The 15,388-nt window shown below is 71.0% G+C and carries 9 protein-coding genes; 4 read left to right on the top strand and 5 right to left on the bottom strand.

The annotated features are described in order from the left end of the window. Positions 1-186 precede the first annotated feature (186 nt). Positions 187-3,348, bottom strand: coding sequence for a PDZ domain-containing protein (locus tag ACGFIM_RS25680; protein ID WP_393204427.1), 3,162 nt, complete (start codon positions 3,346-3,348; stop codon positions 187-189). Between the two features lie 149 nt (positions 3,349-3,497). Here ACGFIM_RS25680 and ACGFIM_RS25675 point away from each other — a divergent pair, with 149 nt between their 5' ends. Then, complete coding sequence (locus tag ACGFIM_RS25675; protein WP_393204424.1) at positions 3,498-3,926, top strand: hypothetical protein; 429 nt, start codon at positions 3,498-3,500, stop codon at positions 3,924-3,926. Positions 3,927-3,975: 49 nt separating this feature from the next. Continuing rightward, the gene (locus tag ACGFIM_RS25670; RefSeq protein ID WP_393204421.1) at positions 3,976-4,944 is read left to right on the top strand and encodes an LLM class F420-dependent oxidoreductase; all 969 of its coding nucleotides are present in this window, start codon (positions 3,976-3,978) and stop codon (positions 4,942-4,944) included. A 1-nt stretch (position 4,945) separates the two neighbouring features. On the opposite strand, the gene leuS is transcribed toward ACGFIM_RS25670, so the two are convergent. After that, entirely contained in the window at positions 4,946-7,417 is a 2,472-nt protein-coding gene (gene leuS / locus ACGFIM_RS25665) for a leucine--tRNA ligase (RefSeq protein WP_393205875.1), read from the bottom strand. A 473-nt stretch (positions 7,418-7,890) separates the two neighbouring features. Between leuS and ACGFIM_RS25660 the strand changes: the two genes are divergently transcribed. Further along, positions 7,891-9,837, top strand: a complete 1,947-nt coding sequence (locus ACGFIM_RS25660; RefSeq protein ID WP_393204418.1) for a hypothetical protein — start codon at positions 7,891-7,893, stop codon at positions 9,835-9,837. Here ACGFIM_RS25660 and ACGFIM_RS25655 read toward each other — a convergent pair. The 3 genes from ACGFIM_RS25655 to ACGFIM_RS25645 form a co-directional block, all read right to left on the bottom strand. Then, entirely contained in the window at positions 9,834-11,075 is a 1,242-nt protein-coding gene (locus tag ACGFIM_RS25655; RefSeq protein ID WP_393204415.1) for a cytochrome P450, read from the bottom strand. The genes ACGFIM_RS25660 and ACGFIM_RS25655 overlap by 4 nt on opposite strands. 100 nt (positions 11,076-11,175) lie before the next feature. After that, the gene (locus ACGFIM_RS25650; RefSeq protein ID WP_393204412.1) at positions 11,176-12,033 is read right to left on the bottom strand and encodes an alpha/beta fold hydrolase; all 858 of its coding nucleotides are present in this window, start codon (positions 12,031-12,033) and stop codon (positions 11,176-11,178) included. A gap of 107 nt (positions 12,034-12,140) precedes the next feature. Further along, positions 12,141-13,688 carry a GMC family oxidoreductase gene (locus ACGFIM_RS25645; RefSeq protein WP_393204409.1) on the bottom strand — a complete coding sequence of 516 codons (1,548 nt, stop codon included), beginning with the start codon at positions 13,686-13,688 and terminating at the stop codon, positions 12,141-12,143. 148 nt (positions 13,689-13,836) lie between these two features. Here ACGFIM_RS25645 and ACGFIM_RS25640 point away from each other — a divergent pair, with 148 nt between their 5' ends. Continuing rightward, positions 13,837-15,381: a long-chain fatty acid--CoA ligase gene (locus ACGFIM_RS25640; RefSeq protein ID WP_393204406.1), complete on the top strand. Its 1,545-nt coding sequence runs from the start codon at positions 13,837-13,839 to the stop codon at positions 15,379-15,381. Positions 15,382-15,388 lie beyond the last annotated feature (7 nt).

Below are 15,388 nucleotides of genomic sequence, written 5' to 3'. Positions count from 1 at the left end.
CCGGACAAGGCGGCCCGGCCATGCAACGCGCGGGCCGAAGGGGCGGTCCAGCGCGGCGCTCTCGGGGGCGGGTGGCGGGCAAACCGGCCACCCGGCCCACAGCCGGGCCGGATCACGGACAACCGGCCATCCCGGCCCGAAGCCGGGCCGGGCGGCGGGTGGCTGATGGGCCGGACGGGGGGTGGGTCAGGTGGTGGGGAGGGGTGGGAGCTCGGGCGGGGTGGCGGGCGGGTTCTCTTCCAGGGCCGCGAGCGCCAGCTCGATCGCCTTGTCGAGCTGCGGGTCGCGTCCGGCGGCCCGGTCCTGCGGCGTGATCACCACTTCGACGTCGGGGTCCACGCCGTGGTTCTCGACTCCCCATCCCGGCCCCTCGGCCCAGAACGAGTATCGCGGCTGGGTCACCACGGTGCCGTCCACGAGGGAGTAGCGGGAGTCGATGCCGATGACGCCGCCCCATGTCCGGACGCCGACGAGCGGCCCGATGCCGCGGTTCTTGATGCCCACGCTGAAGATGTCGCCGTCGGACCCGGCGAACTCGTCGGCGATGGCGACGACGGGCCCGCGCGGCGAGTCTTCGGGGTAACGCATGGGCCGGTATCCGCGGGCCAGTCCCCATCCGGTGACCCGGCGCGACAGCTTCTCCAGGACCAGCGACGACAGGTGCCCGCCGCCGTTCTCCCGCACGTCCACGATGAGTCCGTCGCAGGCGATCTCGGTACGCAGGTCGCGGTGGAACTGCGCCCAGCCGGGCGCCTGCATGTCGGGGATGTGCAGGTAGCCGAGCCGCCCGCCGGAGGCCTCCTTGACGTAGGCGCGGCGGCCGGCCACCCAGTCGTGGTAGCGCAGCGGGGTCTCGTCGTCGATCGGGGTGACCACGACCCGGCGCACGTCCCCGCCGGCGGCGGGCCGGACGGTCAGCTCGACGGGGTGGCCGGCGGTGCCGACGAGCAGCGGGAGCGGGCCGCGTACCGGATCGACGGGGCGTCCGCCGACGGCGATGATCGCGTCGCCGGGACGGACCGCGACGCCGGGGGCGAGCAGCGGCGAGCGGGCGGCGTGGTCGGAGGTCTCGCCGGGGAGGATGCGGGTGACGCGCCAGACGCCGTCGTCGTCCCTGGTCAGGTCGGCGCCGAGCAGGCCCTGCCGGCGGCGCGAGTCGGAGGAGTGCCCGCCGCCGATGGCGTAGGCGTGGGAGGTGCCCAGCTCGCCCTGCGTCTCCCAGAGCAGGTCGATCAGCTCGGAGTGGGCGCCGATGCGCTCGACGAGCGGCTCGTAGCGGTCGAGCACGCCCTGCCAGTCGACGCCGCTCATGTCTTCGCGCCAGAAGTGGTCGCGCATGAGGCGGCCGGCTTCGCGGAAGCCCTGCCGCCACTCGGCCACCGGGTCGATCTGCACGCTGATCCGGTCGAGGTCGATGGTGACGGCCTCGTCGCCGTCGCTCGCCGCCCTGGTCTGCAGGCCGTTCTTGCCGTTGGTGACGAGCCGGGAGCCGTCGCCGCTGACCTCGAACGAGCGCACCTCCCTGGTCACTTCGGACTTGGAGCGCTTTTTGAGGTCGTAGCGTTCGAGCACGATCTCGGGGCTTTCGTCGGTGCCGTCGCCGAGGCGCCCTGCGACCGGGTAGCGCAGCCAGAGCAGCGCGTCCTTGGCGGCGCGCAGGTTGCCGTAGCGGGCGGCGGGCACCGGCACGGGGACCACACGGTCGAAGATCCCCTCGACGTCCACCTCGGTGCGCGGCGGCGCGTCGTCGCTCTGCTTGTCGTCGCCCTTGGCGGGCTTGTCGTCCTCGCCGTTGAAGCCGCGGCCCTGGAGCGAGGGGTCGAACGGCGAGGGCGTGGTGGCCTGCAGCGGCAGGATGTACGGCCGGACCCCGTACGGGAAGGACACGTCGAAGACGTGCGTGTCGTAGACGGGGTCGAACGTGCGGGCGGACAGGAACGCGAGGTGCTTGCCGTCCTTGGTGAAGACGGGGTCGTAGTCGGCGAACCTGGGAGGGGTGGCCTCGATGACCGAGCTGCCGTCCACGCGGCCCATCTTGATCTGCGTCAGCAGCTCGTCGTGCGGGAACTCCCAGGCGAGCCAGGCGGAGTCGGGCGAGAACGTCAGGCCGGAGATGTCGCCCTGGTCGGTGCGGTCGAGCTCCCTGATGGTGCCGCTCTCCACGTCCACGACGAGCAGCCGCCCGTCGTGGGAGGCGACGGCGACGTGCTTGCCGTCGGGCGCGGCGGCCAGTTCCAGCACGCGGCCGAGCCGCCCCGCGGCCAGCGTGCTGATCTCGCCGCCGGGGGTGCCGATCTCCAGGGCGTCCTCGCCGGTGGCGTCGGAGACCCACACGGCCTTGCCGTCGGCGTCGAGCACGCGGGGCAGCCGGACGCGGACGCCGGGCTCGGCGCGCAGCACGCCGGCGGGGCCGTCGCGGTGGGTCACCCAGTGGGCGGTGCCGCGGATCTCGACGGCGCTGGCCCGGCCGGTGGCGTCCGGCGCGTACGAGCCCACCCGCAGCGGCGCGGGCCGCTTGGCGCGCCCGGGTCGCGGCCCGCCGAGCCGGATGTCCAGCCGGCGCGGCTCGGCGTCCAGGCTCTCCAGCAGCCACAGGTCCCCGGCGTGCGAGTAGATCACCCGCCGGCCGTCGCTGGTGGCGTGGCGGGCGTAGAACTTCTCGTGGGAGGTGTGCTTGCGCAGGTCGGAGCCGTCGGGCAGGGACGAGTAGACGTTGCCGGTGCCGTCGATGTCGGCGAGGAACACCAGCCGGTCGCCGACCCAGTTCACCGCCCAGTACTGGGCGGCGCTGTCGGCGAACAGCCGGACGAACTCGCCGCTGCCCTCGGCGTCCACCCAGATCTTGCCGGCGGTGCCGCCCCGGTAGCGCTTCCAGTGCGAGGGCTCGCGCCACAGCGACGACACGGTGGCGACCCGCGATCCGTCCACGGCGGCATCGCTGACCCACCCGTACGGCAGCCGCGTGGCCGGACCGCCGTCGAGCGGCACCGCGTACGCCCAGCGCCGCGCGAACGAGCCCTGCCCGGCCGCGCTGACCGCCAGCACGTCACCGCCGGGGGTCCAGCCGCGCACCGAAGTGGCGGCCGCCCCGCCCCAGTAGGTGAGCCGCTCGCCCTCCGGCCCGTCGAGCTCGGCGGCGAACACCTCGGCGGCGCCCTCCTTGGTGCTGGTCCACGCGATCCGGCCGCCGTCGGGGGAGAATCGCGGATGGGAGACCGGCACGCGGTCCGCGGTGAAGCGCCAGGCTCGCCCTCCCTCCAGCGGGGCCAGCCAGACGTCGTCGTCGGCGACGAAGGTGACCAGGTCACCGTGCAGGTGCGGGTATCTCAGGTATGCGCCATTTGTCACCCCTGCACATTAATCGCCGACGCCAAGCGAAGCCCAAGAATTCTCACACGCGCGCCCACGGCACGTCCTGGGAAATCCCAAGGTCGGGATGCACGCGGACCCCGCGGGAAGGGGACGCCTGCCCGGTTTCCCGACCTTGCGAGGCACCGATGAGGATCTTCACTCGCGCCCACCACCTGCCCACCCGCCTGGCCGCCGGGGCCGTCATCCTGAACTCGGGTCTCGACATGATCGAGGCCGACGAGCAGGCCGCGGCCGGCCTGCACGGCATGGCGGCAGCGACGTATCCGTTCCTGGGGAAGATGGAGCCGTCGGCGTTCGTGCGGCTGCTGGCGCGCGGCGAGGTCGCGCTCGGGGCGGCGCTGCTCGCGCCGTTCGTGCCGTCGCTGCTGGCCGGGGCGGCGCTCACCGGATTCGCGGCGGGCCTGCTCGGCCTCTACCTTCGCACGCCGAGCATGCGCAAGGAGGGCAGCCTGCGCCCGAGCCAGGAGGGCCTCGGCGTGGTCAAGGACGTGTGGCTGCTGGGCATCGGGCTGAGCCTGGTGATCGAGGAACTGTGCGAGCGCGACCATCATTGATCTCCGCTTCGCCGCCGCTAAGGCGAGCGAAGCGGGGTAGCCGGGACGCATGGTACATATCGGCTACACCTTGATGTCCGAGCAGACGCCGGCCCGCGAGCTGGTCGACTACGCCGCCGCGGCCGAGCGGGTCGGTTTCGACTTCGCCGTCATCTCCGACCACTATTTCCCCTGGCTTGAGGAGATGGGGCACTCGCCCTACTGCTGGTCGGTGCTCGGCGCGGCGGCCCAGGTGACCGAGCGGCTGCCGCTCATGACGTACGTGACCTGCCCGATCATGCGCTACCACCCGGCGGTGGTGGCGCAGAAGGCCGCCACGATGGGCGTGCTGAGCAAGGGGCGCTTCACGCTCGGGCTCGGCGCGGGCGAGAACCTCAACGAGCACGTGATCGGCGAGGGCTGGCCGCCGGTGGACACCCGGCACCGCATGTTCGCCGAGGCCGTGCTGATCATCAGGAAGCTGTTCAGCGGCGAGTACGTCACCCACCAGGGCGAGTTCTACGACGTGGACTCGGCCAAGCTGTACGACCTGCCGGACGAGCCGGTCCCGATCGGCATCGCCGCGTCCGGCGGGCAGTCGGCCGAGCTGGCCGCCCAGTACGGCGACGTGCTGGTCATCAACGAGCCGCTGGCCGAGGTGGTGCAGCAGTTCAAGGCCGCGGGCGGCGAGGGCAGGCCGGTCTACGGCCAGCTCGCGATCTCGTACGACACCGACCGCGACGCCGCGATCCGGCGCGCGCACGAGCTGTGGCGCTGGTCGAGCGTCGGCGGCTGGAAGGTCATGGCCGAGCTGCCCGCCCCGGTGAGCTTCGCCGCCGCATCGAGCACGGTCCGCCCCGAGGACGTGACCGCGAGCGTGCCGTGCGGCGACGACGTGGACGCCGTCGTGCAGGGCATCAGGACGTTCGCCGACGCCGGGTTCACCCACGTGGCGCTCGTGCAGATCGGGCACGACCGGCAGCAGCGGTTCTTCGACTGGGCCGAGAAGGAGCTGCTGCCGGCCCTGCGCGAGATCTGACCTACGGGACGATGTTGACCAGCTTGGGCGCCCGCACGATGACCTTGCGCGGCGCGCCGTTCAGGTAGCCGGCGACCTTCTCCGAGGCCAGGGCCAGCTCGCGCAGCTCGGCCTCGGTGATGTCGGGCGAGACCTCCAGCCGGTCGCGCACCTTGCCCGCCACCTGCACCACGCAGGTGACCGACTCCTGCACCAGCAGCGCGGGGTCGGCCTCCGGCCACCCGGCGAACGTCACGAAGCCGGTGCGGCCCAGCCGCTCCCAGCCCTCCTCCGCGGTGTAGGGGGTGACCAGCGACAGCATGATCGCCAGCGTCTCGGCGGCCTCGCGCACCGCCGGGTCGGCGGGGCCGGGGCCGGAGTCGATGGCCTTGCGGGTGGCCGAGGTCAGCTCCATCATGCGCGCCACGGCGACGTTGAAGCGCTGGGCCTCGATCAGCTTGGTGACCTCATCGATGGTGCGGTGGGTCACCTTGCGCAGCTCGACGTCACCGTTCTCGAACGGGACGCCCGGCTCGCTGGTGACGTCGGACATCACCCGCAGCGCCCTGGCCAGGAACTTCTGCGAGGCCGCCGGGGAGACGTCGGCCCAGTCGATGTCGTCCTCCGGCGGGCCGGCGAAGATCATCGTCAGGCGTACGGCGTCGACACCGAACTCGTCGATCTGCTGGCCCAGGTCCACGCCGTTGCCCAGCGACTTCGACATGGCCTTGCCGCCGTTGATCACCTGCCCCTGGTTCAGCATGCGCATGAACGGCTCGGTGAAGTCGACCATGCCCATGTCGTAGAGGACCTTGGTGAAGAAGCGGGAGTACAGCAGGTGCAGCACCGCGTGCTCGATGCCGCCGACGTACTGGTCCACCGGCCCCCACTTGCGCACCTGCTCGGGGTCGAACGGGCCCTCGGTGTAGCCCGGCGAGCAGTAGCGCAGGAAGTACCACGACGAGTCGACGAAGGTGTCCATGGTGTCGGTGTCGCGCTTGGCGGGACCCGAGCACTTGGGGCACTCGACGTTGACCCAGTCGGTGGCGCTGGCCAGCGGGGAGACGCCCTTGGGCGCCAGCGCCTCGCCGCGCATGTCGGGCAGCGTGACCGGCAGCTGCTCGTCGGGGACGGGCACCTCGCCGCAGTCGGGGCAGTGGATGATCGGGATCGGCGTGCCCCAGAACCGCTGGCGCGACAGCAGCCAGTCGCGCAGCCGGTAGTTGACCGCGCCGCGGCCCTTGCCCTCGGCCTCCAAGATCTCGATGATCTTCCGGATGGCCTCGGACTTGGACAGGCCGTCCAGCGGTCCGGAGTTGACCAGCGTGCCCTCGCCCGGCGTGGCCACGCCGGTCTCGCCGGGATCGGCCAGGCCGGTGTGGACGACGACCTTCACCGGCAGGTTGAACTTACGGGCGAAGTCCAGGTCGCGCTGGTCGTGGGCGGGCACCGCCATGATGGCGCCGTGGCCGTAGTCGGACAGCACGTAGTCGGCCGCCCAGACCGGGATGCGCTCGCCGTTGACGGGGTTGATCGCATAGCGCCCCAGGAAGACGCCGGTCTTCTCCTTCTCGGTGGACAGCCGCTCGATGTCGCTCAGCTTGGCCACCTCGGCGCGGTAGGCCTCGAACGCCGGGCGCTGCTCGTCGGTGACGATCTCGTCGGCCAGCGCCGCGTCGGCGGCGACCACGAAGAACGTGGCGCCGTACAGGGTGTCGGGGCGCGTGGTGTAGACGGTGACCGGCTCGTCGCGACCCTCGATCTCGAACTGCACGTCGGCGCCTTCGGAGCGGCCGATCCAGTTGCGCTGCATGGTCAGCAGCCGCTCGGGCCAGCCGGTCAGCTGGTCCATGTCGTCCAGCAGGCGCTGCGCGTAGTCAGTGATCTTGAAGTACCACTGCGTCAGCTCGCGCCTGACGACCTCGGCGCCGCAGCGCTCGCACCTGCCGCCCACGACCTGCTCGTTGGCCAGCACCGTCTGGTCGTTGGGGCACCAGTTGACCAGGCCGCCCTTGCGGTAGGCCAGCCCGCGCTCGAAGAAGCGGATGAACAGCCACTGGTTCCAGCGGTAGTAGTCGGGGTCGCTGGTGTGCAGGCGGCGCGACCAGTCGAAGGAGACGGCGTAGCGGCGGAACGAGTTGGCCTGCGTCTCGATGTTGGCGTAGGTCCACTCGGCGGGGTGCGCGTTGCGCTTGATCGCGGCGTTCTCGGCGGGCAGGCCGAAGGAGTCCCAGCCGATCGGGTGCAGGACGTTGTAGCCCTTCTGCATCCAATAGCGGGCTACGACATCGCCGATGGCGAACACCTCGCCGTGGCCCATGTGGAGGTCACCCGAGGGGTAGGGGAACATGTCCAGCATGTAGCGGCGCTCGCGGGGGTCCGCGGGGTCTTCGCTGGCACGGTAGGGTTCTTGTTCCTCCCATCGCTGCTGCCACTTGGCCTGCAGCGCCTGCGGGTCATACTCACTCACGGCTACTGCCCTTCTGGACTTGATTCGGACCCATAAGAAAACCCCTCGTGCACACAACGAGGGGTGGAGCCGCGACGGCGAGAACTTCAGGGCCGTCGCGGCCCGCTAAGAAGCAGGGTCGCGGAACGCATGTGTCAAGCCTAGCGCACGTCTTCGGCTGATTGCAGGCACTCGGCAGGGCTCTGCGGGCACAATGGATCCTTCAGGTCCGGCGAGACCTGATGGTGATGTATCCGTTGTGACCTCATTCTTCCCGTAAGAATAGCCTTGTCGCCGTGGTGTACCCAGCTGAGCGAGATAGACCGGAGAACGACCTGCCCCTGCAGGATCCGCCTACCGATCCGCATGGCTTCGCTCGTTTCGCTGCGGAACCACCGGGGTCTCCTGGAAAATCCCATGGGATCATGCGTGACACGTCAAATCCGGATATAACGGGACATCCGGACACGAACTCGGGAGGACCGGCGGCAATGGCAACGGAGAACTCCGGACCTCATATGCCCTCGTCCTGGCCCGAGCCGCCCAGGCGCGAGACGCCTCCCGCGCCCGCCTGGCCCGAGCCGCCCGCGGCCGAGGCGCCCACCTCCTGGCCTGAGCCGCCGCGGCGGACGCCGGAGCCGTCCTGGCCAGAGCCGCCGCGCAAGGACCCCTCGTGGCCCGAGCCGCCCGCCGCGCCGCGCCCCCGGGGCGCGCGCAGGGACGCCGGCGGTTACGAGCCCGCGTCCACGAGCCCCGACAACACGCGGCCCGACCTCATCGAGCCCGTCCGCCCCGAATCCGCCCGCCCCCAGCCGGGCCGGCACGACGGCGGGCTCATAGAGCGCCGTTTCGAGGACGGCCGTCCCAGCAGCGGCCGGTACGAGAGCGGCCGTCACGACAGCGGCCCCCACAACAGCGGCCCGCACAGCAGCGGCCCCCAGAGCAGTGGCCCGCACAGCGGCGGCCCCCAGAGCAGTGGCCCGCACAGCGGCGGCCCGCGCGACGGCGGCCCCGAGCCGTCGTGGCCCGAGCAGCCGCGCGGCGGCGGATGGCCCGAGTCGTCCCCGCAGAGCGGGCCCATCACCTCATGGCCCGAGGCGAACCCGCACGACACGCAGACGTCGTGGCCCGAGCCCGTGCCGCCGCCGCAGAGCCCCGGGGGCCCCGGCGGCTGGCCCGAGGTCTCCCCGAAGGGCGCCCCGCCTCCGGGGCAGCCCGCCGACCCCGTGCCCGCCTGGGCGCAGCCGCCCGCGCCGTCGAACGACGCGTGGTCCAACCTGTCCGGGTCCAACCTGTCCGGCCCCGCCACGTGGCCGCCCGCCGACGCGCCGGCGGACCCGCCGCCGGCCGAACGCACGGTGATGTACGACAAGAGCGGCACCCCGCGGCACGACCTGCCGCCTCCCGAGACCCAAGACCAGCCTCCGCGGCACTCGTCTCATCCGGCCGACGAGCGTACGGTCACCTACGCCCAGCACACCGAGAACCTCCTCAACGAACGCGCGGTCCCCTCCACCTCCATGGATTCGACACACACCGGCACGCCCGCCGCCGAAGACGCCTCCGCCCGCCCCGGTTCCAACCTGAGCCGCGACCCGTCCGACCCCGAGCACCGGTTCGTCACCGCCGGCCAGATCAGCGGCTCGCGCACGCCGCCGCCAGAGCGCCAGCAGGAGCTGTGGAACACGGTCTTCGGCGACAACTACCAGGCCATGGGCGAGCAGGACGAGCTCGACGAGGACTCCGGCAAGCCGGTGTGGATCTACGCGCTCGGCGGCTCGGCCGCGGTCGCGCTGGTCGCGGCCCTGCTGTGGGCGTTCCTGTGGGGCCCGCTCGCCTCCGACGACGCGGCGAGCGCCGGCGAGACGGCGGCGACGGCCACCGCGTCGCAGAAGCCGACCGCCACCAAGACCGCCACGTCCATCGGCCCGCTGCCGAAGTACCCCGGCAAGGCCAGCCCCGTCACCGGCCGGCTCGCGGTCGCCTCGGCCGGCATCTCGGTGCCGCGCCTGGGCGGCGAGTGGCAGCTCGACCAGCGCCCCGCCGCCACCATCAACGGCACCTACAACTTCACCCACCGCCAGTACGTGCAGGTCGCGCCGCAGCGCTTCGCCGTGATCATGGCGGGCCCGCTCCAGGACCGGATGGCCTCCTACTACGAGGAGGACAACCTGGAGCCGGTGATCAAGCAGGTGGTGCTGGACGCGCGCAAGCGGTTCTTCCCCACCGACAACAAGGTCCGCAAGATCGCCCAGCAGCCGATCAAGGTGGGCGACCGGACCGGGCGGCTCATCGCGTACTCGCTGACCTCCGACACCGAGAAGGCGACGATCGCGACGATCGCCGTGAACACCGGGGCCGCCAAGCCGGCCATCGTGTTCATGTCGATCCCGGCCGACAAGAAGTCGCTGCTGCCCGACATCCGTACGGTGATGAACCAGATCAGGCTCACCAACGCCGGCTAGAACCGGCACTCCATGTGCTTGATCCCGTTGATGAAGCTGGAGTGCAGCCGGTCGGGCTCGCCGCCCTCGATCTGCGGCACCCGGCGCAGCAGCTCGCGGAACATCACGGAGATCTCGCGCCTGGCCAGGTGAGCGCCCAGGCAGAAGTGCGGCCCCGGCCCGCCGAAGCCGACGTGCGGGTTGGGGTGGCGGGTGATGTCGAAGCGCAGCGGATCGGGGAAGACCGACTCGTCGCGGTTGGCGGACCAGTAGAACAGCACGACCTTCAGGCCCTTGCGGTAGAGGTGGCCGTTCATCTCGTAGTCCCTGGTGAGCTTGCGGCGCATGAAGTTCACCGGGGAGGCGAGCCGGACGATCTCCTCGACCGCGCCGGGCGCGCGGCCGTCGATGTCCTCCAGCCACAGCGCGCGCTGGTCGGGGTTCTCGGTCAGCATGTGCAGGCCGTGGGAGATGGCGTTGCGGGTGGTCTCGTTGCCCGCGACGACCAGCAGGATGAAGAACGAGCCCAGCTCCTGCATGGTCAGCCGCTCGCCGTCGATGTTGGCGTTCACCAGCGACGAGGTGAGGTCGTCCGTGGGGTGCTCGGCGCGGTGCGCGGCGAGGTCCTGGACGAGCTGCTGCAGCTCCATGCCGGCGGTGAGCAGGCGCTCGGCGATCTGGTCGATGTCGCCGCCGGTGTACTCGGGGTCGAAGCCGCCGAGGATGATGTTGGAGCGGTCGAAGACGTACTGGTAGTCCCGCTCGGGGATGCCCATCATGTCGCAGATGATCTTCAGCGGCAGGCGGGCGGCCACCTCGGTCACGAAGTCGCAGCCCGGACCCTTGGCCAGCAGATCGTCCACGATGCCCGCGGCGGCGGCCTCCACGTCGGCCTCGAACTGCTTGATCATCTTCGGGGTGAAGGCGCGGGAGACGATCCTGCGCAGCCGCGCGTGGCGGGGATCGTCCATGTTGATCATCGAGCCGAAGTACTCGGCGAACTCCGCCGGCATGTCGGGGATGTTCGTCGCGCCTCCGTCGCCCGAGCAGAAGATCTCGGGGTTGCGGCTGGCCTCCAGGATGTCGGCGTGCTTGACCAGGGCGTAGTAGCCGGGTCCCTTGGGCGCGTAGGAGATCTCCATCTCCTCGAAGAAGGCGGGAGCGTCCAGGCCGCGCAGCCGCGCGAACGCCTCCTCCCTCTCGCTCATGGGCCGGGCCCAGAAGTCGCGGTCCGACAGGTCGAAGTCCAGGACGCTCATGTGGCAATCATGAGAAAAGCATCCACTTACGTCAATGCTTCGTACGTACGGCGTACGTAACACCCGGCGGGCCGCGACAGGCGGCGTCGAAGGGGCGTCTTCAGGAGGCGGATCCCAGCCAGTCCAGGATGAGGCGGTTGACCTCGGCGGGACGTTCGAGGTGGAGGAAGTGCCCGGCGCCGTCGATCTGCTCGGCCCGTGAGCCCTCCGGCAGGTGGTTGATCGCGTCCTTGGCGAGGCCCGCGGCCAGGCAGCCGTCCTGGGCGCCGTGCAGGTAGAGGACGGGGCCGGTGACGGAGGGCTCGACGTCCGGATAGCGGCCGGACGGCGGCGTGGTGCCGAGCATGGCGCGGTAGTAGCCGATGGCGGCGGACAGGTTGGCGGGCTCGCCGATGCTGCGCCGGACGAAGTCGAGGTCCTCGCTCGCGTCGTAGCCGGGCGACCAGTCGCGCCACAGGTTCTCGAAGAAGCCGGGCACGGCGGCGGCCCGCTCGGCCATCGGGGTCTGGAAGAGATAGATGTAGAACGAGCGCTTGAGCTGCTCGTAGTCGAGGAAAGCGGCGCCCATCGCGCCGGGCGGCGGCACGGCGAGCGCGACGGCGCGGCGGAAGCGGCCTGCGGTGGCGTAGACGGGAAAGGCGCCCCAGTCGTGGCCGATGACGACGTCGTCCTCGCCGCCGCCGAGCTCTTCGCGGAGGGCGCGCACGTCGGCGACCAGCGCGGCGACCTCGTACGCGGCGTCGGCGGGGACCTCCGTGGGCGCGTAGCCGCGCATGAAGGGCGCGACCGCGCGGTAGCCGCGCTCGGCCAGCGCGGGCATCAGGTGCCGCCAGGTGTGCGCGGTGTCGGGGAAGCCGTGCAGGCACAGCGCCAGCGGCCCCTCCCCCAGTGTCAGATACGCGAACTCCACACCGTTGGCGTGGATCGTCCTGATCTCCATGAGAGCGAAACCTAGCACGCCACCTGCCGCCCGACCCGGGCTTCTCGCGACCCGACCGGCGGGACAGCCCGCCGGCGAAGAGCGACATCACAGCCGTGTCGATGCCCGGCCGCAGGGTGGACGGCTCAGGCCTTATGCCCCCTGATCAGGTCGGCCGCCTTCTCCCCGATCATGATGGCGGGGGCGTGGGTGTGCCCGCGGTTGAGCCTCGGCATGATCGACACGTCGGCCACCCGCAGGCCCTCCACGCCGCGCACGCGCAACGCCGGGTCCACCACCGAGCCGTCGTCGGTGCCCATCCGGCATGTGCCGACCGGATGGTAGAGGGTCTCGGCGCTCTCGCGTACCCACCGGGCCAGCTCCTCGTCCGTCTCCGGCGCCCAGTACGGCTCCATCGGCCCGCCCGCGTACGGCTTCATCGCCTCCGCGGCGACCACCTGCTTGGCCCGCTTCATCCCCGCGACCAGCCGCCGCAGGTCGGCCTCCGCCGTCAGGTAGGCGGGGTCGATGACGACGTCGCGGCCGTTCAGCCCGACCCTGCCGCGGCTGTCCGGCTGCAGCAGCACCACGCCGACGGTCAGGCCGTGTCCGGTCGGCGGGGTGAGCCCGTGGTCCTTGAACGGCACCGGCGCGAACAGCAGCTCGATGTCCGGCGCCGGCTCGTCCTGCGAGGTCCTGATGAACGCCACCGCCTCGCCCACGTTCGTGGTGAGCATGCCGGAGCGCAGCACGAGGTAGCGCAGCAGGTTGGGCAGCGACTCCGCCTTGGTCAGCGTCACCGGCTTGCGGCACTCGACGTACACGCCGGTCACCAGGTGGTCCTGGAGGTTCTTGCCGACCTCGGGCAGGTCGTGCACGACCGGCACCCCGGCGTCGCGCAGCTCGCCCGCCGCACCCACGCCCGAGCGCATCAGCAGGTACGGCGAGCCGATGGCCCCGGCCGCCAGCACCACCTCCAGCCTGGCCTTGACCGTGCGGCCGCCGCTCAGCTCGACGCCGGTCGCCCGCCTGCCGTCGAACGTCACCCGCGACACGGTGGCGCCGGTGAGGACGTGCAGGTTGGGCCGGTTGCCCGCCGGGCGCAGGTAGGCGTCGGCCGAGCTCCACCGGCGGCCCCTGAGCTGGGTGACCGGGGTGGGGCTGTAGCCCTCGTTGGAGCGGCCGTTCAGCTCGGGCAGCCGGGTCATGCCCAGCTCCTCGCAGGCCCGCAGGAAGGCGGCCGTGGTCTCGTTGGGGCTGCGCAGCTCGGAGATGTAGAGCGGGCCGGAGGTGCCGTAGACGCCGCCGCGGTTGCTGCCGACGCGGTGCTCGGCCTTGTGAAAGTACGGCAGCACGTCGTCGTACGCCCAGCCGGGGATGCCCCACTGGTCGTAGTCCTGCTGGCAGCCGCGCACCCACATCTGGGCGTTGAGCGAGGACGAGCCGCCCAGCACCCGGCCCCTCGGCCAGTAGAGCTCGCGGCCGGACAGCTCGCCCTGCTTGACCGTGGAGTAGTTCCAGTCGTACTCGGTCTTGAAGAGCTTGAAGAACGCCGCCGGCATGCGGATCTCCAGCTTGTCGTCCTTACCGCCGGCCTCGATGAGCGCCACCGACAGCCCCGGATCCGCAGAGAGCCGGTTGGCCAGCACACACCCCGCAGAGCCGGCCCCGACGATGACGTAGTCGTACTCCATTGGTCTCCTCCACGGGGCTCGATCACCTGCCCCTTGCTTACTCCACGGCCGGGGAAGGCGTCCATATCCACTTGTGACCCGCGCTACCTACCGGTCGGTATGGAGGTCCTGACAAGATGACCGCGAAGCCGTTCTAGAGGGAGGCGTCATGCTCAACCTGTCGATCGTCCTGGAGGACAGCGCCAGGAACACCCCCGACGGCACCGCGATCGTCTTCGGCGACATGCGGCTGCCGTACTCCATGATCGACACAGTGGCCAACCAGGTCGCGAACCTGCTGGTGGCGCGCGGTATCACCAAGGGCGACAAGGTCGCCCTCGCCTGCCCGAACCTGCCGTACTTCCCCTTCGTCTACTTCGGCATCCTCAAGGCCGGCGCGACGGTCGTACCGCTCAACGTGCTGCTGCAGTCGCGCGAGATCGCCTACCACCTCGACGACAGCGACGCCAAGGCGCTGTTCTGCTTCGAAGGCAACCCCGAACTGCCGCTCGGCGAGCGCGGCAAGGCGGGCTTCGAGGCGGCCGAGCGCTGCGAGCACTTCTTCGTGCTGCCCGCGACCCCGTTCGCCACCGAGTCTCCGTACGGCGAGTCGATCTGGGCGGCGCTCGACGGGCTGCCGACCGAGTTCGAGACCGTGCAGACCGCCCCCGACGACACGGCGGTGATCCTCTACACCTCCGGCACCACCGGCCAGCCCAAGGGCGCCGAGCTGAGCCACCAGAACATGGTGATGAACGCCATGGTCAGCGACAAGATGTTCCCCGCCGAGGAGGGCGGCGACGTCTACCTCGCGGTGCTGCCGCTGTTCCACTCCTTCGGCCAGACCGTCGTGATGAACACCGGCTTCCTGCGCGGCGCGACCGTCGTGCTGATGCCGCGCTTCGACCCTGCCGAGGCGCTGGCGACGATGGTGAAGGAGAAGGTGACGTTCTTCGCCGGCGTGCCCACCATGTACTGGGGCATGCTGACGAAGATCCACTCCGACGGCATGGAGGTGCCGCGCTCGCTGCGGGTCGCCGTCGCGGGCGGCGCGGCCTCCCCCGTCGAGGTGCTCAACGACTTCGAGCGCACCTTCGGCGTCGGCATCCTGGAGGGGTACGGGCTCTCCGAGACCTCGCCCGTCGCCAGCTTCAACCAGCCCGGCAGGCCCGCCAAGCCCGGCACCATCGGCACCCCCATCTGGGGCGTGGAGATGAAGCTGGTGGACGGCGACTGGAAGACGATCGAGGGCGAGGGGCCCGGCGAGATCGCCATCCGCGGCCACAACGTCATGAAGGGCTACTACGGCAGGCCCGAGGCGACGGCCGAGGTCATGCGGGACGGCTGGTTCCGCACCGGCGACATCGCGACCCGCGACGCCGACGGCTACTACTCCATCGTCGACCGCGCCAAGGACATGATCATCCGGGGCGGCTTCAACGTCTACCCACGCGAGCTGGAGGAGGTGCTGGTCACGCACCCCGACGTCTCGCTCGCCGCCGTCGTCGGCGTCCCCCACGACTCGCACGGCGAGGAGATCAAGGCGTACGTCATCCGCACCCCCGGCTCGACGATCACCGAGGACGAGCTGATCGCCTGGTGCAAGGAGAACATGGCGGCCTACAAGTACCCGCGCATCATCGAGTTCCGCGACTCGCTGCCGATGACGGCCACCGGCAAGATCCTCAAGCGCGAGCTGCGCTCCCCTGCCTGATCGGCTG

Source organism: Nonomuraea sp. NPDC049309, assembly GCF_043196965.1.
GTDB lineage: Bacteria > Actinomycetota > Actinomycetes > Streptosporangiales > Streptosporangiaceae > Nonomuraea > Nonomuraea fastidiosa.
Note: the sequence above shows the minus strand (reverse complement) of the source record. Positions and strands in the feature narration are given on the sequence as shown.